Origin of the sequence: uncultured Methylovirgula sp., from assembly GCF_947646745.1 — a bacterium.
GTDB lineage: Bacteria > Pseudomonadota > Alphaproteobacteria > Rhizobiales > Beijerinckiaceae > Methylovirgula.
On the sequence record NZ_CANSHK010000037.1, the window covers coordinates 1 to 25928 of the forward strand.

The following is a 25928-nucleotide window of genomic DNA, read 5'->3' on the forward strand; positions in this document are numbered from 1 at the left end:
CAATCATGCCAGCAGTCTTCCCGGTCCTCACGGCGGGCGCAGCACTCTGGGTCCTGGGCCAAGGATTGCAATTTGCCAGCGTCGTGGCGCTCACCGTCTCGTTCGGCCTTGGGCTCAGCGCGACGATCCATTTTCTCAACCGGCTGCGGCTCGAAGACAAGCCGGGCCAAGACCCGGCCATCGCCGTCGAACGCGCCACGATCCTCGTCGGGCCGGCGCTGATCCTGACTTCGGTCGTGCTCGCCTGCGGCTTGGCCATGACGATCTTCTCGCAATTGCCGTCGCTGCGGCTCTTCGGCTGGCTGAGCTCGTTCGCCATGCTGACCGCGCTCATCGCCGACCTGTTCATTCTGCGGCCGACGATCATGCTGCTGCTGCGCTGGAGCCGGAACCGCCGCTGGAGCTGAAACAGCGCGCCTAAGGAACCGCCTTCGTGCAAGCAAAGCAGTAAAACGAAAAGCGCCCGGATGTTCCGTGCGAACATCCGGGCGCCTCAAACGTGCCGGCTGGAAGACGCCGAGCGCTCGCCTTCTATTGCTTGCGCATGCTGACGGTTACGCCGACGACATCGGTGCCGCCGGTCGGGGTGATGGAGACGGACTGCGTGCGGCCGCGGGTCACGATCGAAATCGCCGCCGTGAAGCCGACGCCCTGCACATTGGCGACGATACGCGAGCCGCCGATGCGGCCGACGAGCTGGCCATTGGCATTGCGCGTCGTCTCCGCCCAGGAGCCGCGGAGAATGCCATCGGCCGTTTCCGAGACATTGCTGCGGACGTTGAACTTATAGCTGTCGCTCGCGCAAAGCAGGCTCTGGTTCAGAGCATCGCCGGCATCCGAGATGGCATAAGAACCGCGGCAGCGGATGCGCTCATGGGTACCGTTCTTCATGGAGATAATTCCCGACCCTAGCCAATAGCCGGCGAGCGGCCGCAAGGCGCTCCCCGCATAGGCCTCGCCGCTTTGCAATGCGGCGGCCGCGAGAAAGGCTGCGACCAAAGGCACGCTTCTGCTCAACTTCACCGGCATGAAAATCCCTCCATCACATCCGCCCACGGCGTTTCCCGAGGCGCAAGCTACACATATTCTCGCGGCTGGCTTTTGCAATCTGACGACAACGCGGGCGCAAGACCCGCGCGGAAAAGAGCACGAGTTTAGCGCAGGCGCCCACAACCGCAAGATTTCCATCCGTACGCAGAGCGCCCGGATAGCTCCCCAGACTTCGTTCGGCTAAGACCGGCTCTCAGGACCGGGCGACCCAAAAAGTTCGCGGATGCGGCGTGCGAGCCCGTCGCGCACGGCGCGGTAAGCATCGAGCACGGTTTCACGCGAGCCTTCGATAAGCGTCGGGTCCGGCGTCGGCCAATAAGCGAGTTCGGTTGGCACGCCGCGGGCGAGTTCCGCAATTCGGTCGCGCGCCTCCGGTGTCAAGCTGACGACGAGATCGAAGGCCTCATCCTCGAATTCTTCCCAGGCCCGCGGTGCGCGCAGGCCGTTTTCGATGCCGATCTCGCGGAGAACTTCAGCGGCAAAGCCGTCGGTCCGGCCCCGCCGCAGCCCGACGGAGGCGGCATAGACCCGGTTGTTCGAGAGCTTGCGCGTCAGCGCCTCGGCCATCGGCGAACGGACGCTGTTTTCCGAACAGACGAAAAGAACCGACTGCGGCGGCCGCCTGCGAGGGGTTTGCAAGGCGTCCACATCGGACACGACTCATCCCTTCCAGTGCAAGGCCGTGACAAGCGTGAAGATGCGCCGCGCCGTATCGAGGTCGCAGGTGATCTTGCCCTTGAGGCGCTCCTGCAGCAGTGTCGCGGCTTCGTCGTGCAGGCCCCGTCGCCCCATGTCGATGGCTTCGATCTGCGCCCGTGTCGCCGAGCGGATCGCATCGTAATAGCTCTCGCAGATCAGGAAATAATCTTTGAGCAGGCTGCGAAACGGCGTCAGCGACAGAATGTGAACGGCGATGACGTCGCCCGTTTCGTTCGAGATTTCAAACGCAAGTTTGGCATCGTGCAGCGATATTTTTAGCGCATAAGGGCCTTCGTCGCGATCCGGCAGTCCGAAATCGTTTTCCTCGACAAGGTCGTAGATAGCGATCTGGCGCTCGTGCTCCTGATCGGACGTGCCGCGGCCAATGGAAGCCTCGTCGAGCGTCACCGACACGAGACGATTGCGCCGTGGCTCCTTCGCGGTCATGAGTTCGTCAGGCCAAGCCGGAACGCCACGGAGCGGGCATGGGCGTCGAGACCTTCGGCTTTGCCGAGCGCAACCGCTGCCGGACCCAGCGCGGCGAGGCTTTCGGGCGAGCACTTGAGGATCGACGTGCGCTTCATGAAATCGAGCACGCTGAGGCCGGAGGAGAAGCGCGCCGAACGCGCCGTCGGCAAGACATGGTTCGATCCGCCGACATAATCGCCGATCGCCTCGGGCGTATGGCCGCCGATGAAGATCGCGCCGGCGTTGTTTACGCGATCGGCCAAAGCCTCGGCGTCTCGCGTGATGATTTCAAGGTGTTCAGGCGCTACACGGTCGGCAAGCGGCAGGGCTTCGCCGATCGCCGCGACTTCGATGATCGCGCCGTGATCGCGCCAACTTGCCGCCGCGATGGCCGCGCGCGGCAGGCTCGCAAGCTGGCGCTCAACGGCCACGGCGACGGACTGGGCCAGCGCGGCGCTATCGGTGATGAGGATCGATTGCGCGGCGGTGTCATGCTCGGCCTGGGCCAAGAGATCGGCGGCGACCCAATCGGGATTGGCGCTGTCGTCAGCGATGATCAGCACTTCCGACGGGCCGGCGATCATGTCGATGCCGACAGTGCCGAAGACGCGGCGTTTAGCGGCTGCGACATAGGCATTGCCGGGGCCGACGATCTTCGCCACCGGCGCAATCGTCGCGGTGCCATAGGCGAGCGCCGCGATCGCTTGCGCACCGCCGACGCGGTAGATTTCATCGACACCAGCAAGCTTGGCGGCGGCGAGCACCAACGGCGCAATCTCGCCGTGCGGCGCCGGCACAACCATGACAAGCCGGCCGACGCCCGCAACCTTCGCCGGGACCGCATTCATCAGGACGGATGACGGATAGCTTGCCGTGCCGCCCGGAACGTAAAGCCCGGCGGCCTCGATCGCCTGCCAGCGCCAGCCGAGTTCGACGCCGAGCGCATCGGTGAAAATCTGGTCGCTCGGCCGCTGGCGCTCATGGAAAACCGTGATCCGCTCATGCGCCAGCCGCAGAGCGGCGAGCGCCTCGGGCGCCGCGGCCCGTTCCGCGGCGGCGATCTCCGCCGCCGGGACAGCAAGCCCCAGAGCGCCGAGATCGACGTGGTCGAATTTTTGCGAATAGGCGATGAGCGCCTTGTCGCCCTCGGCGACGACATCGGCGATGATCGCCTGCACGGCCTGATCGACATCGACCGCTGCCTCGCGCTTCGAGGCCAGCAGGGCGGCGAAAGCCGTCCCGAAAGCGGGGCTGCGCGTGTCGAGCCGTTGCGGCATAGTCTTTCCTTTCGAAGGGAATTCTCTGTTAGCCACGCGGGCGCCGCATGGCAATCGCCCGGTCGAGGCCGGCCTTAAAGCAGGCGCGCGACCTCGGGGTCGATCTCGGCCGGCTTTACGAGGGGTGCGAACCGCGCGACGACAGTCCCCTGCCGGTCGATGAGGAACTTGGTGAAGTTCCATTTGATCGCTTCGGTCCCGGCAAAGCCCTTCTGCGCCCTTTTGAGAAATTGGTAGAGCGGGTGCGCGCCGTCGCCATTGACCTCGATCTTGGCGAACATCGGAAAGCTCACCCCGTAATTCAATGCGCAGAACTGGCCGATCTCGGTCTCGTCGCCGGGCTCCTGCCCGCCGAACTGATTGCAGGGAAAGCCCAGAATGTCGAAGCCCTTGCCGTGATATTTTTGATAAAGCGCCTCAAGCCCCTCATATTGCGGGGTGAATCCGCATTTGCTGGCGGTATTGACGATGAGCAGCACCTCGCCGCGGAAGGCGGCAAGCGATTTTTCTTTGCCGTCCAAGGTCTTGGCCGAAAAATCATAGATCGAGGCCATACTCTTTAATCCTGTCTGCGGCGGGCGCCATGCTCTAATGCCAAACCCGGAGCTTTCGCAAGCGCACGGCCGGAATCAAAAAAGCCCCCGCCCCGGCGAACCGGGACGGGGGCAATGGCGGGACCAAAAACGCGTCTATTCGCCCGGTGCGGGGAATGCGATCCGCCCAGAGGCCGATTCGGCGAGACGCGCCTTCAAGACGTCGATCTTGGCTTCGAGCTGGGCGATATCATCGCGCAGATCGATGATCGTCTTCTCGTAAATGTCGATCTTCTCCTGCAGGCGCCCAATCTCCATCCGCAATTCGCCGATCGTCTTCTCGTAGATCTGCATCAGCGTGGCGATGCGTGAATCGAGAACCGAGGCGAGCGTCGGCTGGCGATTGATCAGTGCCGACAAGATCGTGGCGATCGACCCGATCATTGTGCCGAAGAGGCCGGCAACGAGCGGCAGCCAGAATTCGTTGGGCATCGGCGGCCTACGGAACGACCGCCCTGGGGCCGACCGTGCCGCCGAGCGCGTTGCAGACAGCCGCCGAGGCGACATAGACCTTGCCGTCGGTGCCGATGAGCGATTGGCCGGCGCCAACGCCCGCCTCGATCGCTTGCGCCACGGCACTCGCATCGGCGACGGCGCAGGTGAAAGCCGTGACGCCAGACTTCAGCGAACCGATGGCCTGCTGCGTCGCCGGCGCGTCGATCCACGCCACGGCATTATTGATCGCCTGATCGAACCCGGCACAACCGCCGAGGCAGAACGCAAGCGCCAGCGCGCCCGCGCAGAAAACGCGTTTCATCCTTCGTCCTTTCGATTTGGAGCTTTACTCGAAACGATCCTCAATCGTTCGTTCGAGGTCGAGCGTGACTTGCGGGATTTTGCCGTTGGAAAATCGCATCAGCACCGCGAAGCCGCCGAGCGCCACGGCGAGATCATCGGCGGCGATCGCGACCGGCGGCACAAACACGCCGATCACGCGCAGCACATCGTCCACCGTCTTGAGTTCGCCGATGAGATTGGCGCTCTGGAAGGCCTGCGCCGCGTCGCCGAAATTGATCTGCGAGGCGTATTTAAGCGCCATTGCGATCTTCTCGATATCGGTGGCAAAAGCGCTCATGCCAGAGGCGCCTTGCCGTCGACATGCGCGGCCGGCGCAAGATCGAGATTGGCGGCGCTGGCCTCGGCGGGAAGCGCCCCCGCCGCCGACAGCCGTGCGATCAGCATTTGTCCGAGATTGTCGCCAAGCTCTTTGAAGAGTCCCGGCGCTTGCGCGACGAGATATTGCGCGGCCTGCCGCAGGACGGCATTGGCGATCGGAATTTCGAGCACTTTGCCCTTTTCCGCGCCTTCGACGAGGGCGAAGCCCGCCTCGATGGCGCGCGTCATGACCTGATCGATATGGGCGGCGTGGAGGGCTCGCGCGATGTCGGGCCCAAGCCGCGCCGCGAGCCACGCCAGCGCGAGGCTTGCCAGCGAGACGGCGGCCGGATGCAAGGCCGCAAGGATGTCGCTGACGAGCGCTCCCCACGGGACAGTCACAATCGGGTTGCTTGCGGCATAGGCAGACGACGCGACAAGCGTCATCGCCGCCGCAAAGAAGATGCGCGCGCGCATGAATGATCCTTCGGTGATTTGCCGCGAACCGCGCGGCGCGGTGAGAGCCACGAGCCAGAAACGGCTGTCGGCGCGGGGCGGACCGCCCGCGTTCAAGTCGCAAAAATCAATGCGAGGCGCGAACCGGCGCCTCGCATGAAATCAATTGGAGAGCATCACTGACCGGGCTCGCCGCCGTTATATTGCCCGCCGAGGCCCTCTTCCTTGCGCACGGTGTAATAGGCAACCGCCATCGTGCTCATATTGATGCAGGTGATGTTGACGTTGACGCTTTCCTGGTCGCCGGTGGCATTGTAGCCGATGACTGATTTCGGATTGAGCGTCTGCGTGCAAACGCATTGCCCGGCGCCGCGGCAGGTGAAGTCCTTGGCCTCCGCGGCAAGCGCCGACAGGCCGAGCATCAGGCTGGCGATGATTATTGCTTTTTTCATTTTCAGCTCCGCTGGTGGTGTGGATCAGCGCCCCACGAAAATGCCGCCTAGGCAGCCATTTGCGCGAGTACGCGTGCGACGACGTCGGCCTTGACCACATTCCTCCCCGGACAATCGTGATGATCGCGGCGGCACTCTTTGTGAAAATGCAGTCCGCGTACGCCAAGCTTGAAGCCATCCGGCCGCAATTCAAGCTTGCGATGTAACGCTGCCAGCGCTGCGACCATATTGTCGCGGACTTGCGCGCCCGGCCCTTCGTCAAAACTTTCCGTCGCGTAATCGCCGATCATTTCGACGCCGAGCGTCAGATGATTCCAGCACGAGACGGAGACGCCAACTTGCGTCAGATCACACAGGTTCCAAATCAAATCCTGTGCCACGAACAGGTGGACGCCCGAATGCCAGTGCAAAATGTCGCGCTCGTAGTGCTTCTGCGCAACAATCCTTTGCCGGGCCGGATGCGAGGATCCGAGCCAGGTTGCGAGACTTGGCACGCCGGTATTGTGCAGGGTGACGAAGCGCGGGCGCCAGTCCTGCCACGCCAGCGTCTCGACGAACCCGGCGAATTCGGCCGGCATATAGCTCCTGGGTTCGGCGAGGAAGGTCATCGCAAAGCCGCCAGGGCGACGACGGCGCGGCCATAGCGCGTGCAGCGCGGGCTGCGCCAGACGCCGAAATTATAGGCGCTGGCGACGGCGCACCAACCGTCCCGCCGATGCAGCGCCAAGGCTAGCTTGAGATAGCGCACGCCGGCCTCGATCCCGGCCTCGCCGTAGAGATTGCCCGTCACCCCGACCTGGCGCGCGGTCTGCGGGAGCACCTGCATCGCGCCGCGCTCGCCCGCCGCGCCGCGCATGGACATCCGCAACCCGGATTCGAAGCGCGCGATCGCTAGCGCCAGTCGCACCGGAACGCCGAGCGCCTCGGCCTTTGCCTCGACGAGCAATGCAACGGAGCCGCGCATGAGCGCCGCAGCCGGCGCCCCGTTTCCGGCACGAAGCGCCGGCGGCCGAAACAGACCGGCAAAGGGATCGAGATCGGCGCGATAGGCATCGCCCGGAAGGGCCGACCAGGGCGAACGAAACCGCGCCGCAGCCTGCGCGTGCGGCGCGAAGGCGAAGGCCGTGACGAGAAGAAGGCAGACGGCAATCAGCGCGGCGCGCGCGAAGGCGCCGCGGTCAAACGGTTCGGTCATCTTTCACCTCGGGTTGAGAGGCCGCGCGGAGCGGCTTGAAATCAGGTCAGCGTGCCGCCGCGCCAGACGCCGGCTGATGGCGACAGGAAGATTCCGATCTTGCCGGCGGCGAGCGATATGCCCGTCCCCGACGCCGCGCCGTTGATCGTGTCCGCGCCGGCGCCGAAGAGCTGCGCGGCATTGGCGCCGTCATTGATCACGATCTGAAGAACATTGGTCGCCGACGACGGCGACAGTTTCACGCTGTCGTTCGCCGAAGCCACCGCGGTCATGCGATTGATGGTGGCGGTGAGCGTCGTCGCCAGGGCCTGGCCGCCCCCGGCATGCGCGGTGACGTTATCCGCTTGGCTGTTGAGCAGCACTTCGGCAAGCTTCGCGGCCGGGAAGCCGCCGGCCGTCGTGCCGTTCTGCAGAACCAGCCGATTGTTGGTCGTATCCGCGATGAGTTCGCCGGCCGCGCCGGTAAAGGCCGCGATCGCCGTCGCGATGGCGCGGCGCAATTGAAGCTGGACGCTCATGCGACCTCCGCGACGGACTCGAGAGGGTCGGTATCCGGCAGCGCGTCGCTGACGGTGAATGTGCATTGCCCACGAGCGCCCGGGCCGGATGTGTAGCCGCTCGAGCTTCTCGCCGCCCCGCCCTGCCCGACGCTGCAAGTCAGAACGGTGCCGACCGTAACCTGTCCGGAATTATAGGAGATTGCCGCATAGGCCCCCGAGCCGCCGCCGCCGCCGCCGTCAAAGTAAAGCGTCTCGAGGAAGCAGCCATTCGCGCCGCAAACGTCCTGCTCTATCGCGCCGATGCTGGCGCCCCCGCCCCCGCCGCCGGGGGCACCGCCGCCAGTGCCGGCGCTCCCACCGCCGCCGCCATTCGGGGCACTCCCGCCGCTCCCGCCTGGACCGTTGTAGCCGCCCTGCGCACCCGAATTGCCGGGATCGTTTGTGGTGCCGCCGCTCGAGCTGCCACCGCCACCGCCTGACGGCGTACCGCTCCCGGAATAGGACGCGCCGCCCCCCGATCCGCCGCCGGCATAAAGCGGGCCGACGGTCGTCGCTCCACCAGGATTGCCATTGTTGGCGCCGCTCAAAGCTCCGTTACTCGACCCGAACGTGCCGCCGCTGCCGCCACCGCCCCACGCCTGGATGGTCAGCGTGTTGAAGCACGGCACGGTGAATGTGCCGGACGATGTGAGCGTGACGGTTTGCGGCGTCACGGTGCAGCCGCCCCCGCCGCCACCACCGTCGCCGCCTCCGCCCGACGATGGCGTCGGCACGAAGGGCGCGGCGGGCATAAAGAAGAAGGCGGGCGCCGGCAGTGCCCAAGCGAGCGCAGCGCCGAACAGCAGGGTCCGCGCCGCGAGCGCGAAAATGAAAGAGCACGATTTCATTGGAGCGCCGAGATCAGATAATGGGATGCGCCGGCAATGCGCGTGATGACGATATTGAATTCGTCGCCGGAGGTCGTGTTGAGGGAATCGCCGATGTTCGATCCTTCCTTCCAGCCGCCGGTGAAATTGACCGAGCCGGCCGACGAGCCGTTGCTGATCAGGATCACGCAGGAGCTGTCGGACGACGGCGGCTCGAAATTGAAGGCGCCGTTGTTGGTCAGCGTCTGCAACGGCCCCTTGCCGCAGTCCGGCGTGAAGGTCGAGGTGGCAATGCCGTTGCTATAGGCGGTGATATTGGCGCCGCCGGTCGCCTGTTGATCCGGCACGTCGAGCATGGCCGGCGTATGCGTGCCGCTTGGAATATTGAGGACGCTCGGGCCGCTCAGCGAAAAGGCGAGCGTGCCGCCGGAAAGGCTCAGGGCCTGCGCCGCGCCATTGTTCGGCGCATAGAAGACGACGCGCCAGACACCGCCGCCGGTATATTCGATGATCGCCTGATCGCCGGCGCCGGTTGTGATACTCGCCGCACCGGGCGTCAGCAGCGATGCACTCTGCTCTATGGAGAGCGACGCCGTGAACGCGATGAACTTGAATTGACCGACCGCGCAGCTCGATCCGAAACTCGTGATGGTCGTATTGCCGGTGATCGAAATCGCATCCTGCGGCACGCTGCACGGATCGACCGTCGAGGCCGATGCGATCGAGGCGATGCCGCCGCCGAGCTGCGGCATCCAGATATGATTGGTCCGGTCGATGAAGCCGAGATAATCGAACGCGGCCGAGTCATAGAGGCCGAGGCCGGGAAAGCCCGCGAACGGCGAATTGTTATTATACCAAAATTGGCCTTCCTGCGGATTGCCGGTGCAATCGACGCCGGGGATCGTGCCGCCGCGGCTGTTCGACAGCAATTCCTCGATCGCGGCTTGCAGGAAGCCCTGCTCCTGGATCGCGGTGAAGACGCCGGTCTGCGGCAGGCAGGCCGGTTCGCTGGTTTGCGCGAGCGCAGGGATCGCCGCGCCGAAGATCAGCGCGAGCGCCAGAAATAAGCGTTTGAGCATCAAAAGCCCTCGGCGATGATGTTGACGTTGGTGCGCGAGACGGCGCTGCCGCCGTTGAAGATTTGCACGGTGCAACCCGATGCGGTGAGTGCGGAGACGACGGGCGTGTCGCCGGCCTGCAAGCCGGTGACCTGGATCAGCGGCACGTTCGAGCCGTTCGGCCCCCCATTAAAGGGCGCCGCGGTCGCGGTGCCGTCCGGCGTGAACGTGATCGACAGCCCCGCGGCACTGACGGACTTGCCGAGATAATGATCGACGCGATCCTCGACGGAACATTGCGCCTGGAACCCGTCGATGATCGCCTGGATATTCGGATTTGGCGCCTCGATCTTGATGCGCCAATTGACGAAGCGGCCCTGATACTGTCCGGGCACATATTTCTGCCAAGCGCCCCATTGGATCGCCGCCACGGCCGCCTTATAGGCCAGCCCCGAAAGCGTGCTGAGATGCGGTATGGCGCCGGTCGGATCGGTGCCGATCTGAATTTCCGCCCAGGCGGTGATATCGGCCGCCGCCGCGGCACCGAGGAAATCCTGAACGCCGAGCCAGTTCGGCCGCCCGGTGAGATAGCCGCCGATCAGGCCGGTCTGGGCTTTCGACCCGGTTAGCTCGAACGCGCCGGTCTGCTCGTTGAGTGCCCAAATCTTTTTGCCGACGGGGGCGCCAAGTGGCGCGGTGCCAAGCGCCTCAGTGCCCAACGGCATCGATTGACCTCATCAGGGTTGCGCCGTGGCGGTCACCTTCATCGAAATGCCGATGGCGATGACGCCCTCATAGCCTAGGTCGAAAATGTCGGAGATCGGCACGGTGTAGGTGCCGATGCAGGGGGCGTTGCCCTCGATCGCCGCCGCCAGCATGATCGCCACCGGCGTGATCGCGCGCTGCGTCACGATGAATTTGGCGGAACTGCCGGTGAGATTGATCTGGCCTGTCGCGCCGTCGAGATGGCGCGCCGGGGCGTCGAGATTGGCTTGCGAGCCGGTGAGGGCGAACGATCCGGTCGCGCCGGAAAGGCCGTGACCGATCCGCAAGGTTGACGCCGAGCCGGTCAGCGCAAAGCTGCCGGTCGCTTCCGGTGCCTTGTGCCCCGTCGATGTCTGTGATGTCGAGCCGGTGAGGCTAAAACTCCCCGGCGTCCCGGTGAGGCCAAATTGCGCCGGGCCCACGCCGTCCGCGCCGAGCGGCAATGTGCCGAGGGGTGATGTTCCTAACGGCATTCGTTATGCCGCGAAAAGACGCGAAGCCGCGCCGCGGGACTGCGGTGGCAACATTTGTTCACCTGAGTTTGAGGCGGCTAATCAAAAGATGCGGCCAGCGCCACAGGCTTGAGCGCTACCGCAACCTATGCCAATGTCATCCCGCGTTCGGGAGGTCGATCGATGTTAGGATGGCTCACGAAGCTGTTCAGACGCCGCAACAAATATGCCCAAACGCCAAAAGCGGAAATCGAATGGCTACGCGCCGAACTGAACGCGGCTTTTGACGACATAGAGCGCGAGCTTCCCCCCAACCGCAAGTCGATGAAAAGCTCCTCAGAAGGCTACGCAGGATCAGGAACGCGGCGCGTCAGCTAATCGAGAATGGATGAATCCACGATACTGTCTATGTTGTCGCGCGACGTGGCGGGATAGTCGCAATTCCGGCACGACTCGTTTTCGCAGCGCCGCCGCTCGATGTGCATCTTGCGGAAATCTTTCATCCGCTGGCCACGCCAGATGCTGGCGAGGCTGCTCTCGAAGACATTCCCGACGGTCGTTTTCTTGTTCCAATCAACGCAGCAAGCGCTGACCTGTCCATCAGAATGCACGACGAGCGTGTAGAAGGGAAACGGACAGACCTCTCGCTTCTCGCGCACCGGCCTATTGCCGGCCGAACCGGATGAGAAGACTTCCGCCTCAAGATCGCGTTCCTCGAAACCATTCCAGTTCTGTGAGTGCTCCAAGCAGCACTCGTCGGCGATCTCTCCCCACACCGTCTTGAACGCGCTGGCTTCTTCTTCGTCCTTGCCGTCGATCATTTTCGCGTAGATGTAAGGCTTCGTTTTGCCGAGAGCATCGCGCTTGTCACGAAACGCGCGGACGTTCGCCACGACTTGCCCCGGCGCCACGCGAGAGCCGGTGATCTCCAAATGCCGCTCAGCGGTCATCGCATAGACGCTGACGCGAAGATAATCGAGCCCCGAGGCGAGAAGGGCGTCAGCCCGGCTCCCGACCAATGCCGTGGCGTTGGTCGTAAGCTCGATGCGATCCGCCAGCCCCATTTCCGATGCGATCCGGATCATCTCGGCCGCGTCTTTATGGAGCAGCGCGTCGCCGAGCATGTGGAAGCGGAGAGCCTTGAGTTTCCCCAATTCCTGAATATCGCGGCAGACTTTGGTGAAATTCTCAACCGAAAGCTGATGGATGCCGCCGGCCTGCTCGGCGTAATCGGAAAACGACTCCGGGCAAAACCGACACGAGAAATTGCATCGGTTCGTCAGCTCGACAAACATCACGAGGGGCGCGTCGAGCGGGATTTTTTGTTCCAATGGAACACGCGCTTCCGCCAGACTGGAAAATCGCCGCAGATCGCCGCTCATGCCAAGCCCCAATGAAGATCACGCTTCATTGAAGCCTATACGCCTCTGCGATTCCGCTGCTAAGTTCCTGTTCAATCACATTCCTGTGAAGCTAAAGCACACAACTGGCCGTCCAGTGATATTGGGTGATGTGGACGGCGGTTAAGGTTGCGGTCGTGCTATAGGCATTGAATCCATCACTAGTCACAAACCGCGTCGATGCGGCGCCGACCGATGAGGAAGAGGAAAGGTCCCAAAATGATCCGGGAGCACCAGTGGAGGGATTGTAAAACGTGATTGTCGGGTTTGCGCATTGTTTCTTGGTCTTGAAGACGGTCTCTCCAAGGTCGTAGAAATCCGTCGTGTTGAGCGCAACGTTTGACCGTGCGGTAGCCGTTTCCGACGCTGTTCCAGGCGCAATCCCCAGCGGATAACTCGTCTCAAAATAAGCTAAATCGAAAGGAAGCTCTAGCCAAACAGGCCGCATTTCTGGCGTCGGAGGATTGCTCGGAATTGCACCGGCAGTCAGATTGGGCGTAACGCGGATATCGGCAGCAGCGATGGAGCATTCTTGGGCTGCCGTCAATGCGACGTTGCAATCGAAAACAATTTCGTACCCATTCGTCGCATTCGCCGAGACGTTGAATGTGTATGCCTCGATGCACCAGACGCCGGAAGCGCAGCTTGATAGAGGGGTTGACCCAAGATCACCCGTGACTGTCGAAAAATTATCCTGAGCCGAGGCGTAGGCACTCGATACTTTTGGCGTGACCGCGGCACCGCTGTCCTGCGTATATCTGACCTGAACCGTGACAGTCTGTCCCGCGAGGGGGGCCGCTATAAAGCTCCCTATCTTCGCGGTGATTTTTGTGTCGGTGTTTGAAGTGGCACCATTGCACTCAAGCCCATAAAGAGGCAACCCGCTCAAACCTATCGCGGCTCTTTGGCACGATCCGACGGCGCCTGTTTGCTGCACCTGAAAGCCATCAGCCGTGTAATTACCGGGCGCGCTGGTCGATGTCGCGAGGCCGCTCGTGCCGAGCTGCCAGATGTCGAACGTGCCGTTGCGGAACTTATTGACAAAACCGGAAGCGTAGGTCGGAACGCTTGAGGCGATTGCTTGGGGGATGTCCTCCGCTAAAAGCGTCAGCGAAACCAGCGCCGATGAATCGAGCGAAATAGCAGTATTGGCGCCCGCCGAGGACCACAATGCGCCGCGCGTCAGCGTCGGGCCCGTGGTGCTATAGGTGCCCTGACCGATTTCCCAATTCGAGCCTCCGTCGCTGATGTAATAGGAGACTTGTGAGCCGTTCGGGACGCCGGCGGTCGAAGCGCTCATCGCGCCAGTGACGGCGCTGCCGAGCGTGATGGTGCCCGTCCCCGGCGTGCCGGAGACGGTCATCTTCACGTTATCGACGAGATAGGAAGCCGCGGCCGCGGCCGGCTCGATCGGGGCGGCGAAGCCGAGCGCGAGGATGGCCGCAACAAAGACCGCGGCGAGCGCGTGGCCGGCGCGGCGTGTCAGATGACCCATCATGTCCTGATGCCCTTATTGCAAGGTGAGCAGATCGCCGCCGTTCGGCGTCGAAGTGAAGGTATCGCCGTTCAGGCCATTCAGCGTGATCGACGACCCGTTGTCGTACCAGCCGATCAGCGTCTTGCAGCTCGCCGATCCATTGCCGAGCGGCGCCGCGTCGTAATAGACGACATAGCGGAACGGCCCCATATTGCCGGTGCTCGACGTCCATGTCGTCGCCGCGGCGGCCAGCGATTCCGTGCCGGAGGCATTGGAAACGCCGGTGCCGCTGACCGCCGCGCCGCCCGTCGTATAGCCATCGCCCGACGCCAGTTCATTCGCCGAGATATCCGAATAGCAATGATTGGCCGCGACCGGGGCGGTGTTCGTCAACATCGCCCTGATGGCGTCGGCGTTGAGATTGAGGTTGCCCTTGGCGATGTCATCGACGAAGAGATTGAACTTGTTGAAGGCTTGCGCCGCCTGCGCCGATTGGACCGGCGCGAGCAAGCAAGCACCAAGCAGCGCGGCGGCGAGCCGCGCGGACAGCGTCTTCATGATTGTCTCCTGAAAGTGCGGATCAGCGCGCCGCGCCGTGAACCGCGATGGACGAATTCTTGTAGTCGCCGGTGGCGATGCGGACGAAGCGGATGCGATCGCCGAGGAAGCCGTCGAGAATCTCGCCCGGCGCGAGACGCTGCGGGACATGCGGCGCCAGGCCGGAGAGTCCCGTCAGCGTCGCGATCTGCCGGCAGCCTTCGCGGGCAAACCGGAAATGCGCGATGTCGATGCCGCTGCGGCCGCCGTCGAGCGAGGTTTGCAGGATGACCGAAAGGCTCTCGCCGCCTTCGCCATAGGCGAAATCGACTGCGACGCTCAGCGCGCGCAGGCCGGCGAGAACGAGCCAATCGCCCGCTTTCGTACCCTCGGTGATCGCGTCTTCGAATTCCGCATCCATGTCAGATCGTCCCTAAATCGAGGTCGGTGACGGCGTCGTCGTCGGTCGAACCGAAGTCATCGACGAGCGACACCGGATCGCTGGCGTCGGTGCCGCCGAAATCGACGCTCGTGACCTGCTGCAGGATCAATTGCTGCGCCGGCGCCTCGCCCGAGACGGCGAGGTTGACCGCGGCACCCGGCCAGCCGTTCGCCTGTTCGTTGATCGCCTCGAGGAGATTGGTGACGAGCATGTTTTGCGTGAGCGTCACCGAGGCCGAGCCGGCGCTCACCAGCGTCATGTTCGGGATCGGCGTCACCGTCGCCAACACCCAATAGGTGCCGGGCGTCGTGATCTTGAACGGCGGCAGGATGGTCGCGCCGACCGTCTGCGCGGTCGATGCGGTCGGCCCTTGCAGGATTTTATAGGTGACCTGCCCGCGGCTGTCGGTGACGGCATCCCAGGTGAGATCCGAGAACTGGCCGTCGAAGGCCAGGCGCAGGTTCTGCGGGATCGCCACCGGCCCGGCGAGGCCGAGACCCGTCAACGTGTAGGCATAGACCGCGCAATCCTCGATCGGCTGCACGCCGCCGCCGAGCGAATTGAAGCTCTGGAACTTGAAGTAAATCTTCTGCCCGATCTGATCCGGCTCGAAGCTCTGCTTGAACAGATTGCCGCTCAAGGAGGCAAAGAGATCGCCGGCGCCATGCGCCTCGATCGCCGAGCCGAACAGGCCGCGCATCAGCGGCGCGAGCGTGTATTTGTCGGCCGCCGTCAGCGTCGCGTTCTGATAGGCGACGATTTCGCCGGTCGGCGGAATGCCGACGAAGGCCGCGCTGGCGCCCGAGGCCATGGTCGGCTGGCTGACCGAGGCGAGTTGCCCGGCGCTCTCCGTGAGGTCGACCGCAAGCGCGTTGACGCCATCGGGCATCGCGGCGCCGTTCGACGCGGCGATGACGCTTGGCAGGGGCTGCGTCAGCGATCCCATTATGCTCGCGCCGACGATCTCGCCGACCTGCGAAAACGAATTGTTGTCGAGCGAGACGAAGACGGTGCAACCGCCCCAGCTCTGGCCATTCTGCACCGGCGACACTGCGATCCAGACTGCGAGCGCGCCGGCAAGCTGGAACGGCGGCTCGAAGATCAGCGGCGCATTGATCGCCGGCGCCGGCGCATTCGCGGCGATGCCGGTCGAGGTCTTGCCTTGAACCGGATATTCGACCGCCGTCGCAACGCCGTTGGGGAATTCCTCCGCCGTGACGTCGAGCAGGCCGTCGTCGGCCTCGGTGATCGAGGTGATGCGGACGGTCGCATTGTTGAGCCCGACGAGCGGATCGGTGAGCGTCACCAGATCCATCGGTTCGAGCAGGCAATATTCCCAGGAGAGCTTGAACTTGTAATTGCGGCGGATATAGAGCCCGCGCTGCAGGATGAGCTGCGCCGCCGTCTGCGCGATCGACGGGTCGCAGATCTCATGCGCGGTGACGGTCGGCGCGATCCTCAGCTCATATTTTTCGATCGCGCTCTGATCGAAGGCGGTGACCGGCGTCGCGTCGTAGAAATTCGAGCGCTGCGAGATTTCCAGATTGACGTAGTTCGGCGCCTCCCAGGGGTCGATCCGCGTCACCTGGACCGGATCGTTGTGCGCATCATGGACGAAATCGTCATCGGTGAGGTCATAGATCGGCGTGACATCGGGCGTATAAGACCACGTTCCGGCCGGATTGGGCGCCGACAGCGGATAAGAATAGCTTTGCGCCGCGTTATTGGTCGCAAAGACGATCTCGGCGCTCGTCGGCGTCTTGTAGATCGTCCCGGTCAGCGGCGTATCGCCATAGGGAATGAATTTCAGCAGACCGCCGGACCAGACCGCCGCCGTATTGGTGATCTTGAGCCATCGCTCGAGAACGGAGCTGGCGCTCTCCTGATCGGTCAGCGCCGGCGAGATCGCAAAGCCCTGCGCGCGGCAATAGGATTGGTACGAGGCATCGCCGTTCGATGAAGCCAGCAACGTCGCCGTGTCGATCGAGCTGGCCGGAAAGCCGACGCCAAACTGGCTGCTGGTCAAAAACTCTTGAATGCAAAGCGCCGGATCGGCGTCATAGGCGTTGAAGCCTGTGAACGAAAGCGGCCCTTGAATCTCGAACGAATAGGAGTCCATCGTCGCGGACTCGCCGAGATTGCATTGCGTGGCAGTGACGACGATGACGCCCGGATATTCGAGCGCCTGGCTGGGATAATCTTCGGCGAGAACCTCCCAGGCGCCGCCGGCGGGAACATCGCCGGGCAAGACGCCGTTGCCGCCCAGGGTCTTGACGTTCGCTAACGGCGAGATCGTCGAATTGTCCCAAACCGCGCTGATAAAGGTCAGCGGCCCCTCGCACAGGGCGAGCATGATCTTGCTGTAATAGGTCTTGGGGTTTTGCCCCTTGCCGAGCGCGCCGCCCTTGCCGCCGCCGCTTTTGCCGCCACCCTTGCTGCCGGCCGGCACGCCGTAAAAGCCGCCGTTCCAGATGACGTTCGGCGCAATCTTGCCGACGCCGAAAAGAATCGGGATCGGGATCGCGCTCGAAGCCGTCTGGATTTGCAGGCCGGCATAGGTCGGCGTCTGGGTCTGCTGGTTGCCTGAGCGAAAGAGGCCCATTCACGCACGCTTCCAATAGCTGAAAAACTTGCGAGCCCGCTTCGGATCGGACAGCGTAACGTCGCGCTCGACGCGCTGCTCGGTCACCTTTTTCACGGCATAATAAGCGTGAACGATCGTCAGCGGATCGCTTCTCGTGACGATTGCGCCGTGACTATAGGTCCGGCCATAACGGAAGACCGCGACATCGCCGGGTGCGGGCGTCTCGACTTCGGCACAGCGGTCGAAAATGAAGCCGAGATAGCGCTCTTCGCTGCGATGCAGATGCCAGTCGGCCGGATAGGGCCGCGGATCGAACGGCGCGCAGAGCCCCGTATCGACAAAGACACGGACGAGCAGCATGCCGCAATCGACGCCGACACCCTGGATGTCGGCGCAGTTCTGATAGCGCGTGCCGATCCATTGGCGTGCCGCGGCGACGACACGCGCGCGCTCTTCGGCTTCGATGAGGTTCATGATCCTATGCCGCAAATGTCGGTGGCGGGATGTAGGGAAAGCCCAGGAAATTCGCCAGATTGTTGAAGCGGCCGGCGCAGGTCGATTGGGTGAGATCGCAGCCGTAATAGGCTTCGAACGTATCGCCAGCCGCCGGAACCGCATCGAGCGGATAGGCAAAGGTCAGTGTGTTGCCGCTCACGCCCTTGACCGTCAGCGACACGCCTTCGTTGGCGCCGCTGGTGAAAATGAGCGTGCCTTGCGCCAAATCCGCAGCGATGCCCGATAGACTGGCGACGATGCTCGCGGCCGTTGCGGATTGGACGGTTCCGGTCACGCGAAAATTCTCTTTATTGAGCCCGCAGCCATAGCCATAAAGCACCCATTGGCAGGCCGGCGCATAGAGCTTGCGCGGCATCTGGATATTGAGCAGGACGAGGTCGGAATTGACGGTGACTTGCGCCGTCGTCCGTCCGACGCCGTCGACGGTGCCGACCCTGCCCTTAAACAGCACCACGCTGCCGACGGCCGGCTCGCCCCAAGCGCTCAGAAAAGCACGGGCGCGGGTGATGAAACAGCCGTCCAGGATGCCATTTGCGATGGCCGCAAGCGCGGCGGTGCCCTTGATCAGATCGGTCTGGGCGGCGACGATGGTGATCTTCTGATGATCGACGGAAAGCCCGACCGAGCACTTGTACTTCAATCCATCGACGCGGATCGAATTGCCGAGAAAGACCGTCCCACCAACGGTAACGTCGATATCCGCGTTGGTAAAATAAAGCGCGCTTGCGTCCGCAAAGGTGAAGGTGAAGCAATCGGCCATGATCATCTGCGCGTCGGGCGCGGCGCGCACATCATTGATCAGATCGATGACGGCTTGGCTTGCCTGTCTCATCGCTTGCCCTCGCGAAACTTGATGATCGCGGCGGCGAGTTTTTCCGGCGTCCCGATTTGATCGACGGTGCCATAGATCGTCAGCCGAGCCGCACTCTCGACGATCTTGACCCTTCCGTCCCTTGTACGGCTGATGACGCAGCAGATTTTCACGGCTTCACGCTTCGGAATTTGAGGCTGCTCGTTTGATGAAGCCCGCGCATAAACTCTTCGAATTCCTGCTGGTCGGACAGAAAGCGGCAGACCCAGGCGTAAGTCATATCGACTGAGATCTGCACACCGGCATTGGGCGCCGTGTTGAACGAGAGCGTGTTCGGCAAAATGAGTGAATAGAGATCGGGCGCGAGGGCGCCGCCATTCAGATAAACATTGTTGAGAGCGCTCACCCAGCCGACCGGCGAAACCGCACCGCCGAGCGTCCGAACCAACGTGAAATGGGTCGTGACCCCATCGCCTGCCCCCTCCAACTGGCCGGTGACACTGCTATCGCCCGGATCGCTGTAGAGAAACGTTCCGAATTGGCCTTGCAGCGTCTCGTAAAGCCCGCGCAGGGCCTGATAGCTGGCGGCGCCAAGGCCCGAAAAGGCGGAATATTGATCGAGCGCTTCGACGCTCAACTCGTAGGCATAGAGCGGATAGGAATAGAGCGGGATGCGGACCTCGCGGCCGGAGACGTGAGACGCAATGCGCGTCGAAAAACCCGGCGTGCGCTTGACCGGCCAAGCGACGTTACTCGACGCGATCGGAAACGAAGGAGGCGGGTTCATCGTGCTTTTCCGATCATACCGGCCTCAGACCGAACTGGCGCGAGAAGATCTTGCCGATCGAAGTCACATTGTCCGCGATTTCGTCGACGACATCGGACGGCTTGCGCGCACCGCTGACGTTGACCTGCCAATTGTGATAATGTGTCCCGCCGCCGCTCTTTGGCTCGCCGCCCGCCGACAGCATTCCTTGCGCCCAAGGCGTTACGCCTGCCGGCACGACCATCTCGCCTCTATGCGCTTGCACGACCATATCGCGCGGCAATTCCCAGGCTCCCAGCGCAAGACCGCCGGCGAGCACGGTCGATGAAGCCGCCGCTGCCGGCCCTGCCGCGGCGGGACCGATGATCGGCGCGAGGAAGGCGAAAACACCGCCGAAGGCGGCTCGCGCGTCGGAAATGAGCGTTGGAATAAGACCGGCTGTGGCGGTCGCTGCACGCGTTGCACCGCCAGCGCCCACCGCCGCTGTTTGCGCGGCCTGCCCGGCCGCAACCGCGCCTGTCTGCGCCGCCTGCGCCGCAATCGTCGCCTGCGTCTCGGCGGCTTGGCCAGCCAGCCAATCCGCCACCATGCGGATACGCGCTTGGATGAAATCCTGGACGATGGTCAGCAATATTTTCTGCGCGGCCTGACGCAATTTTTCGTGGCCTTCGATCATGCCCATGATCGACGAGGATACCGCGGAGCCGATCTGATCGAACGTGTGGCGATAGTCCGCGTAAATCTCGCGATTATAGCTAAGCGCGATCTGCTGGCGCCGCAGGGCGCCTTCGGCCTCGGCCTCTTCGAGCTTCTGCTGCGCCTGAACAGAGCCGGCGGAATTTTGCGCATAGGTCGCTTGCACGGCCTGGAGGTGCCGGCGTTCCAAGGCCTCGCGCTGGTTCTCCAGCCCGAGCAGGCTTTGCAATTGCTGCTCGTGGCTGATCTGCGCGGTCTGCGCCTGTTCCTTGACCAAAGCCTCCTGCATTTTCACGCCGTCGAGCGCGATCTGATATTGCGCATTGGCCTGCTCGCGGGCGATCGACAGCAGGGTCGCGTTCGCCGCGCGGCTCGTCTCGGCACCCTGGGTCGCGCTTCGCGCATAGGCCTGCGAGACTGACGCGAAGGTCTCGCCCAGCTGCGACGCGCCGCTGCGCAATGCAGCCGTCGTCGCATCGACCGAAGCAGCGGCCTGCTGCATGCCGCGCTGCAAATCGGAAATATCGGCGTTGAACGTGATGGTGACTGCGTCGCTCATTGAGCCTTTACCCGTCCGTCAGGAAAGCGCGCGATCAGCGCACCGATGCCGCTCGGATCGCTCGACGATACCGGCGCCGGCGCCGGCTTCGGCGCGATGCGATAGACGCATGCGAGAATTTCATGGACCGGCGGATGTTCGCGCCAATAAGCGAAAAGCGCGCTGACGTCGTAGAGCGTCATCTCGTCGATCTCAGCCGGCGTGTAACCGCAGGCCGTCATCAGGCGGGCGTAGATCAGCGCGAAATCTGTTCCGCGCCCGCCTGCTCTTCCCCCGGCGAAGGCTCCGCAGCGATGAAGCCCGCGAGCTGCAGCACGGCACGCATGACCGCAGCGATCTCCGTCGCGGTCGCCTCGGTCGCGTGCAGGTTTTGCGCCGCCTGCGGATGATCGCGCTCCAGCGCGACCATGATTATTTCCGTCGCGGCGGCAATGCTCGCGCCGCTGCGTTGTGCCTCGGGCGACAGCAGCGGCTCGATGCGCTGGATTTGCGCCAGCGTCAGCGGCCGCACGCGCCAGTCTTCGCCGCCGAGATGAATTGTGATCGGTTGCGGCCGCATTACGAGGCCTCCGCAAAGGACCAGGTCATCACATTGCCGCTCACGTCGGCGAAGCAGGAAAAGTCGAATTCGGGAATCACGAAATCTTCGAGCTTGGTCCCGAAACTCAATTTGCTCGACGTGCAATTGTTGAGTTGGAGCGTCACCGCTTGGCCTTGGAAGGTCGTGTAGAACAAAGCCTGAAACGTCGGCGTCGCGCCGATGAGCTGGTTGGCGACGGTGAATTTCTGGCCCGCGCCGGTGATCGTATAGGTATAAGTGATCAGCACCGCCTTGCCCTCGTCGGCGGCGGCAAACGAATAGACGCCGGCCGCGACGCTATATTGACCGGCGCTCGGGCTCGCGGCGACCTTCACCAGCGGCAAGCCGGTCGCCGCATAGGTGACGCCTTGGTCATCGGCGAAGCTCGCGGCGCTGGCCACGCTCACATTATAGGGGCTGGTCGCCGGCACGGCGCCGGCCTCGGCGAAGGACGTCGCGACCTGGCCGGCCGTCGGCGTCAGCCCATAATAAAGATTGGCGAAGGCAAGGCCCGAGATGCGGGCGACCTTGGCTTTGCCGGTCGTCTTGATCGTACCGCGGGCGATGGCGACCGGGCGCTGGAACTGGCCGTAAAGCTCCTTGACGCCGGCCGCCTCATCGATCGTGACTTCCTGCACAAGGCCGAAGTTGAGCGGCGTCGCGCCGACAATATCGCTGCGCGTGCCGATGAGCACGCCCGAGCCGAAACTATACATGGATCAATCCTTTCAGGGTCGTGGTGGCATCGCGCCACGGCGAGAATTCAAAAGCGTCATGGCCGGGCTGACCCGGCCATCCGCGGCCGGCTTAAGCGAGCACGAGCCGCACCGGCACGACGAGAAGCGCGTCGCCGTCGAGGTCGCCCGGGTCTTTCAGGACCTTGCCGTCGATGCGGCCGCTATAGACGGTGCCGGCGAGCGTGTTGCGGCCGAGGCCGAGATCGGCGCCCTTGAGCGCGAAGGCCTGATCGAGCGCATCCATCACGCCGTCGAGCAGCGACGCGCCGACACTATCGCCCTTGGCGCTGAGATAGATGAAGAGCTTCGGTTCGATGACGCGCTTCGCCACCGCGCCTTCGCTCCAGGTGTAGGATTCGAGACCGCCCTCGAAGACGAAACAGGCCGGCCGTGCCGCGGGCGGCACGTCGCTCCACAATTTGAGCTTACGCGACGGGCCGCTCTTCCATGGGTAAGCGGACGCAACGAGGCTGACGAGCGCCCCGATCGCCGCATCGCGAGAGGTGATCATGGATGTCCAATTGTCGAGAAAAGACCGCGGCGATTATTCGCCCGTTTTCAGCTCGGGATATTGCGAGTGAAGATAGGGCACTATCTCGTAATCGATCTTGGCGATGACTTCGCCGGCAAGCGAGCCAATCATCCGGCGCAGCATTGGATCCGCTTTGTCGGCCGCAAATTGCATCGGCGGGTCGAGGCTGCGCATGAGAGCATCAAGCATCACTTTGAGAGCTTGCGCGTCTTCAATCCCCACGGCGTCTCTCCCGTCCGATTGATCGCTGACCATAACGCAAAATCACCCCACGCCCAAGGCCTCCAACACGGCCGCTTTCAGCCCCGTCTCGATGTCGTCCTGCAGAGCGTCGAGTGCGCTGCCCATGAAGGCGAAGGCGCGGATCGTCGAGCCCGGATGATGCACGATCTTGGCGAAGCGCTGCGCCCCGCCGGTGACAAAGGCCAGCGTCTTGGCCTTGCTCGGGAGGATGTCGTGCGCCGCGGTCTTGCCGCCATATTCGAGAATGCCGGCATAGGGCACATCGTCGCTTCCGACGCGCGCCATCGAGCCCGAGCCGTCGTCTTCGAGATCGGAGTCAATCGAGCCGAGGAGCCTGCCCGAGCGCGGCGTCAGGATCGCGCCGGAAAGATTGGCGATGACCTGCGCTTCGAGCGCCTGGCGCAAGGCATCGGCCTTGTCGGCCAGCGCCGCGGCGACGGCATCGGGATCGAGACCGATCATGGCAGGATCACGCGGCGATAAGGTTGCAGCGCGCCGGCGACGAAATCCGGCACGTTCTTGACGATGAAGGAGGTCGTCTCCTGCCCGCCAAGCGATTTCGACTGCTGGCCGATGCGCGTGCGATAATTATAAAGCTCGGCGATCCAGTCCATCGCCGCGAAGCAGAGATCGGCCGGCACATAGCCATAGGCGAGCGCGACCGATGCGCCGGCATCCGCCGCCGAAAATGTATAGGCGCCGGCTGAGACGATATATTGCCCCGCCGTCGGATTGGCGGCGACGGCGACAAGCGGCGTCCCACTCGCATAGACGACGCCGGCGTCGCTTGCCCAATCGCCATAAGGCTCCTGCGCCAGGATTTCATAAGGCGCAGCGGAGGGAACGACCGCGGCTTCGGCCGCGACCTGGTAGCCCGCGGTATAAGTCACGATGACATTCTGCACCCCGGCGGTGAAGAACCGGCCGCGCAAGGCGAGCCGCTGCATATGGCCGGGCGGCGCGGCCTCCGCCGCTTCGAGCACATAGCCGCTTTGGCGCGGGCCACCGGCGACGAGCGGCGGCGCCGGCGCGATCGTCACGCCATCCACGACGAGCGAGGTGAGCGCTGTCGCCGGCCATTGCCGCAGGACAATCTCCGTGTCATTGCGGCCGTCGCGCGTCTCGACGATCTGCTGGGGCAGAATGTTGGCGCGATCGAGAAAGCCGAGCGTCGCGCGGCTCACCTGCGTGATGAGGCGGCCGAGCAATGCGTCGTCATCAGGGCTGGCGAGATCGAGCCAGGCTTTGAGATCGGCAAGATCGACGAGATCGAAGGGCGAAGACATGATCATCCTGATGTGGCCTGCCGCGCGGCCTCGCGCAGCGCGGCATTGGTGATCGGCAGACGCACGCGCACGCCCTTCTCACGCAAGAGAGCGAAGAGCGCGCGGCGGCTTAGGGTTTCGAGATCCGGCACGTCCATCGCGGCCGATGTCATCGGGTGCGAGGCGGATGCCCCGGCGCAGGGCACAAAGCCATGCGCGAGGACCAGCGCCGCCAGATGATCCTCGATCTCGATGAGGCCGTTCGTATCGACGTGATAGACGCGGCCTGCATGCGAGAAGCCGGTGCAATGCGCCGGCGCGCGCAGTTTCATCAGCCGTTGCCGATATTGCTGATGACGGCGAGCGACGGCGGGAAATAATGCTGCAGCACTTCGTCGGCATAGACGCCGTATTCATATTTGCGCGAGCGCAGCGGCCATTCGATCTGGTAATAATCCTGCCGCGTGCGGATCTGCATGACATTGCCGACGCCCGAGAGCGGATAGGGCAGCGCCTTGGTCGTCATCAGCACCGTGCCCGCCGGCATGTTCGGATGCACCTTGATATCGAGCGCGCTGCCGCCCTGCATCGAGAAGCGGTTGAGATAGGTGCGCACCATGACGCCGCCGCCGATCGCATTCTGGCTCGTCTCGAAGACAAAGCGCTGCGCCGCGACCGCGGAGCCGGTGAGGATCTTCTTCGAGATGTTCAGCGCTTCCTGCGACGACACCCAGATCGTGTCCGGCGACAGACGGAAATTGTCCCAGAGCGATTTCAGCGCCGCGTCGATCTCGACCACGCCGCCGGCGCCATCCGCCGTCAGCGGCGTGCCGGTGCCGGCCGTTCCCGTCGGCTGAAGCGCGACATAGGCGCCGGAATTGGTTTTGACCGCCTGCGAGATCAAGCCGTCAAAGGCCAGCAGATTGGCCGAATTGTCGCTCGCGCCGAGCGAGGCGGCGGTCTGCGTACCGGCCGCCGCCGCAGTGATGACGATCGAATTGATCGAGGTGATCGCGCCGAGAACTTCCGAACCCGCCGCGCCCCAGAACCAAGCATAGCCCAGCGCGCCTTTGACGGCGCTGATCGAGGCGGCGACGCTGCCGTCTGGCCCGGTGATGGAAACGGTCGCATTGGCCGAGGGCTTGGCCGCGCCGCCGCCGAACGTGTCGGACGTGCCGTCCGCATTGGTGCGGGTGATCGAAGCCTGGATACCGCCGGCGACCGAGCCGTTCATCACCCCGTCGAGCGTCAGGGCAACGGCGATGACCGACAAAGTCTGGCTCGCGAGCGACCCGCCCGTCGAAGACGCAACCAAGGTCGGCGTCGGCGTGGTGCCGAGCGGCGCCGACGCATTGCCGCCGAGGATCATCGCCTCTTCGCCGAGCATCAGCGCTTCGAGGCCGGTCTTTGCCGCGACGGCGCGGATGTCGTCAAAGCCCTGGCCGGCATATTGCGCTTCGAAATCGACGCTGGTCTCGACGCCGATGCCCTTATAGGCCGCGGTGAAATCCTGCGTCGCGACGGCAAGCGCGCCGCCGCGATTGGCGGCCGAAACGCCGAAGCGCAGCCCGGCGGTGTTGATCGCGGTGATGGCGCGCCAATTCGCCTGGATGCCGCCCTTGCCGGAGACGCGCGGGATCGCGTTGCGCAGCGGCGTCAGCACCGGATAGAGCAGCTTCGCGCCGACTTCGAGGTCATAGAAGGTCAGGCCGGATGTGGCGCTCGCAGTCTCGGTAAACGTGCTCTTCTCGAGACCGATCAGGCCTTCGAGCCGCGGATCGCCGAGCGGGCGCTGCTGCGCGACCTTGATGCTGGTGAGCAAATCCTGAACTTTGCCGTGGGTCGTCATTGAAAGCT

Annotated in this window: 38 protein-coding genes; 2 read left to right on the forward strand and 36 right to left on the reverse strand. The window is 63.6% G+C overall.

The genetic code is table 11. The annotated features are described in order from the left end of the window. Positions 1–407: MMPL family transporter (locus Q0025_RS11445; protein WP_297299165.1), on the forward strand; the 407-nt coding region annotated here is incomplete at its 5' end. A 124-nt stretch (positions 408–531) separates the two neighbouring features. Here Q0025_RS11445 and Q0025_RS11450 read toward each other — a convergent pair. The 17 genes from Q0025_RS11450 to Q0025_RS11530 all read right to left on the reverse strand — a co-directional run bounded on the left by Q0025_RS11450 (position 532) and on the right by Q0025_RS11530 (position 10947). Beyond that, positions 532–1029 carry a hypothetical protein gene (locus Q0025_RS11450; protein ID WP_297299166.1) on the reverse strand — a complete coding sequence of 166 codons (498 nt, stop codon included), beginning with the start codon at positions 1027–1029 and terminating at the stop codon, positions 532–534. Positions 1030–1230: 201 nt separating this feature from the next. Continuing rightward, a complete protein-coding gene (locus tag Q0025_RS11455; protein WP_297299169.1) occupies positions 1231–1707 on the reverse strand; it encodes a low molecular weight phosphatase family protein in 477 nt (158 codons plus the stop codon). Between the two features lie 3 nt (positions 1708–1710). Further along, entirely contained in the window at positions 1711–2196 is a 486-nt protein-coding gene (locus tag Q0025_RS11460; protein ID WP_297299170.1) for a UPF0262 family protein, read from the reverse strand. Continuing rightward, positions 2193–3494, reverse strand: a complete 1302-nt coding sequence (gene hisD, locus Q0025_RS11465) for a histidinol dehydrogenase (protein ID WP_297299172.1) — start codon at positions 3492–3494, stop codon at positions 2193–2195. The genes Q0025_RS11460 and hisD overlap by 4 nt, the downstream gene beginning before the upstream one ends. Positions 3495–3568: 74 nt before the next feature. After that, positions 3569–4048 (reverse strand): glutathione peroxidase, encoded by a 480-nt coding sequence (locus Q0025_RS11470; protein WP_297299174.1) that lies wholly within the window; start codon positions 4046–4048, stop codon positions 3569–3571. 135 nt (positions 4049–4183) lie between these two features. Further along, positions 4184–4519: a hypothetical protein gene (locus Q0025_RS11475; protein WP_297299176.1), complete on the reverse strand. Its 336-nt coding sequence runs from the start codon at positions 4517–4519 to the stop codon at positions 4184–4186. Between the two features lie 7 nt (positions 4520–4526). Continuing rightward, positions 4527–4844 carry a hypothetical protein gene (locus Q0025_RS11480; protein WP_297299177.1) on the reverse strand — a complete coding sequence of 106 codons (318 nt, stop codon included), beginning with the start codon at positions 4842–4844 and terminating at the stop codon, positions 4527–4529. Between the two features lie 24 nt (positions 4845–4868). Next, positions 4869–5162 carry a hypothetical protein gene (locus Q0025_RS11485; protein ID WP_297299179.1) on the reverse strand — a complete coding sequence of 98 codons (294 nt, stop codon included), beginning with the start codon at positions 5160–5162 and terminating at the stop codon, positions 4869–4871. Continuing rightward, positions 5159–5659, reverse strand: coding sequence for a hypothetical protein (locus Q0025_RS11490; RefSeq protein ID WP_297299181.1), 501 nt, complete (start codon positions 5657–5659; stop codon positions 5159–5161). The genes Q0025_RS11485 and Q0025_RS11490 overlap by 4 nt, the downstream gene beginning before the upstream one ends. 155 nt (positions 5660–5814) lie before the next feature. Beyond that, a complete protein-coding gene (locus Q0025_RS11495; protein ID WP_297299184.1) occupies positions 5815–6090 on the reverse strand; it encodes a hypothetical protein in 276 nt (91 codons plus the stop codon). Between the two features lie 47 nt (positions 6091–6137). Then, positions 6138–6668: an N-acetylmuramoyl-L-alanine amidase gene (locus tag Q0025_RS11500; protein WP_297299186.1), complete on the reverse strand. Its 531-nt coding sequence runs from the start codon at positions 6666–6668 to the stop codon at positions 6138–6140. A 26-nt stretch (positions 6669–6694) separates the two neighbouring features. Beyond that, complete coding sequence (locus Q0025_RS11505) at positions 6695–7285, reverse strand: transglycosylase SLT domain-containing protein (protein WP_297299188.1); 591 nt, start codon at positions 7283–7285, stop codon at positions 6695–6697. Between the two features lie 41 nt (positions 7286–7326). Then, positions 7327–7803, reverse strand: a complete 477-nt coding sequence (locus tag Q0025_RS11510; protein WP_297299190.1) for a hypothetical protein — start codon at positions 7801–7803, stop codon at positions 7327–7329. Further along, the gene (locus Q0025_RS11515) at positions 7800–8672 is read right to left on the reverse strand and encodes a hypothetical protein (RefSeq protein WP_297299191.1); all 873 of its coding nucleotides are present in this window, start codon (positions 8670–8672) and stop codon (positions 7800–7802) included. The genes Q0025_RS11510 and Q0025_RS11515 overlap by 4 nt, the downstream gene beginning before the upstream one ends. Continuing rightward, positions 8669–9730, reverse strand: a complete 1062-nt coding sequence (locus tag Q0025_RS11520) for a hypothetical protein (protein ID WP_297299193.1) — start codon at positions 9728–9730, stop codon at positions 8669–8671. Before Q0025_RS11520 ends, Q0025_RS11515 begins: the two co-directional genes overlap by 4 nt. Beyond that, positions 9730–10434 (reverse strand): hypothetical protein, encoded by a 705-nt coding sequence (locus tag Q0025_RS11525; protein WP_297299195.1) that lies wholly within the window; start codon positions 10432–10434, stop codon positions 9730–9732. Before Q0025_RS11525 ends, Q0025_RS11520 begins: the two co-directional genes overlap by 1 nt. Positions 10435–10446: 12 nt before the next feature. Continuing rightward, a complete protein-coding gene (locus Q0025_RS11530) occupies positions 10447–10947 on the reverse strand; it encodes a hypothetical protein (protein WP_297299197.1) in 501 nt (166 codons plus the stop codon). A gap of 162 nt (positions 10948–11109) precedes the next feature. Here Q0025_RS11530 and Q0025_RS11535 point away from each other — a divergent pair, with 162 nt between their 5' ends. Next, positions 11110–11304, forward strand: coding sequence for a hypothetical protein (locus Q0025_RS11535; protein WP_297299199.1), 195 nt, complete (start codon positions 11110–11112; stop codon positions 11302–11304). Here the strand turns inward: Q0025_RS11535 and Q0025_RS11540 are convergent. The 19 genes from Q0025_RS11540 to Q0025_RS11630 form a co-directional block, all read right to left on the reverse strand. Next, a complete protein-coding gene (locus tag Q0025_RS11540) occupies positions 11301–12308 on the reverse strand; it encodes a radical SAM/SPASM domain-containing protein (RefSeq protein WP_297299201.1) in 1008 nt (335 codons plus the stop codon). The genes Q0025_RS11535 and Q0025_RS11540 overlap by 4 nt on opposite strands. Before the next feature lie 91 nt (positions 12309–12399). Then, positions 12400–13824: a hypothetical protein gene (locus tag Q0025_RS11545; RefSeq protein WP_297299203.1), complete on the reverse strand. Its 1425-nt coding sequence runs from the start codon at positions 13822–13824 to the stop codon at positions 12400–12402. 12 nt (positions 13825–13836) lie between these two features. After that, a complete protein-coding gene (locus Q0025_RS11550) occupies positions 13837–14361 on the reverse strand; it encodes a hypothetical protein (RefSeq protein ID WP_297299205.1) in 525 nt (174 codons plus the stop codon). A 22-nt stretch (positions 14362–14383) separates the two neighbouring features. Then, positions 14384–14761: a hypothetical protein gene (locus Q0025_RS11555; protein ID WP_297299207.1), complete on the reverse strand. Its 378-nt coding sequence runs from the start codon at positions 14759–14761 to the stop codon at positions 14384–14386. Position 14762: 1 nt separating this feature from the next. After that, complete coding sequence (locus Q0025_RS11560; RefSeq protein WP_297299209.1) at positions 14763–17384, reverse strand: phage tail protein; 2622 nt, start codon at positions 17382–17384, stop codon at positions 14763–14765. Beyond that, positions 17385–17840, reverse strand: coding sequence for a hypothetical protein (locus tag Q0025_RS11565; protein ID WP_297299212.1), 456 nt, complete (start codon positions 17838–17840; stop codon positions 17385–17387). A gap of 4 nt (positions 17841–17844) precedes the next feature. Then, complete coding sequence (locus Q0025_RS11570; protein WP_297299215.1) at positions 17845–18714, reverse strand: DUF2163 domain-containing protein; 870 nt, start codon at positions 18712–18714, stop codon at positions 17845–17847. Further along, entirely contained in the window at positions 18711–18866 is a 156-nt protein-coding gene (locus Q0025_RS11575) for a hypothetical protein (protein ID WP_297299217.1), read from the reverse strand. The genes Q0025_RS11570 and Q0025_RS11575 overlap by 4 nt, the downstream gene beginning before the upstream one ends. Beyond that, complete coding sequence (locus Q0025_RS11580) at positions 18863–19480, reverse strand: DUF2460 domain-containing protein (protein ID WP_297299218.1); 618 nt, start codon at positions 19478–19480, stop codon at positions 18863–18865. The genes Q0025_RS11575 and Q0025_RS11580 overlap by 4 nt, the downstream gene beginning before the upstream one ends. 13 nt (positions 19481–19493) lie before the next feature. Beyond that, the gene (locus tag Q0025_RS11585) at positions 19494–20714 is read right to left on the reverse strand and encodes a hypothetical protein (RefSeq protein WP_297299221.1); all 1221 of its coding nucleotides are present in this window, start codon (positions 20712–20714) and stop codon (positions 19494–19496) included. Beyond that, positions 20711–20935: a hypothetical protein gene (locus tag Q0025_RS11590; protein ID WP_297299224.1), complete on the reverse strand. Its 225-nt coding sequence runs from the start codon at positions 20933–20935 to the stop codon at positions 20711–20713. The genes Q0025_RS11585 and Q0025_RS11590 overlap by 4 nt, the downstream gene beginning before the upstream one ends. A 14-nt stretch (positions 20936–20949) precedes the next feature. Then, a complete protein-coding gene (locus Q0025_RS11595; RefSeq protein WP_297299227.1) occupies positions 20950–21273 on the reverse strand; it encodes a hypothetical protein in 324 nt (107 codons plus the stop codon). After that, positions 21273–22010, reverse strand: coding sequence for a hypothetical protein (locus tag Q0025_RS11600; RefSeq protein WP_297299229.1), 738 nt, complete (start codon positions 22008–22010; stop codon positions 21273–21275). The genes Q0025_RS11595 and Q0025_RS11600 overlap by 1 nt, the downstream gene beginning before the upstream one ends. Positions 22011–22101: 91 nt before the next feature. Continuing rightward, positions 22102–22542, reverse strand: a complete 441-nt coding sequence (locus Q0025_RS11605; protein WP_297299231.1) for a hypothetical protein — start codon at positions 22540–22542, stop codon at positions 22102–22104. Positions 22543–22575: 33 nt separating this feature from the next. Next, on the reverse strand, positions 22576–22818 hold the full coding sequence (locus tag Q0025_RS11610) for a hypothetical protein (protein WP_297299233.1): 243 nt from the start codon (positions 22816–22818) through the stop codon (positions 22576–22578). Positions 22819–22827: 9 nt separating this feature from the next. Beyond that, positions 22828–23268: a hypothetical protein gene (locus tag Q0025_RS11615; RefSeq protein ID WP_297299234.1), complete on the reverse strand. Its 441-nt coding sequence runs from the start codon at positions 23266–23268 to the stop codon at positions 22828–22830. Then, on the reverse strand, positions 23265–24092 hold the full coding sequence (locus Q0025_RS11620; RefSeq protein ID WP_297299237.1) for a hypothetical protein: 828 nt from the start codon (positions 24090–24092) through the stop codon (positions 23265–23267). Before Q0025_RS11620 ends, Q0025_RS11615 begins: the two co-directional genes overlap by 4 nt. A gap of 2 nt (positions 24093–24094) precedes the next feature. Next, entirely contained in the window at positions 24095–24403 is a 309-nt protein-coding gene (locus tag Q0025_RS11625) for a hypothetical protein (RefSeq protein WP_297299239.1), read from the reverse strand. After that, positions 24403–25920 (reverse strand): hypothetical protein, encoded by a 1518-nt coding sequence (locus Q0025_RS11630; protein ID WP_297299241.1) that lies wholly within the window; start codon positions 25918–25920, stop codon positions 24403–24405. Before Q0025_RS11630 ends, Q0025_RS11625 begins: the two co-directional genes overlap by 1 nt. Between the last annotated feature and the right edge of the window lie 8 nt (positions 25921–25928).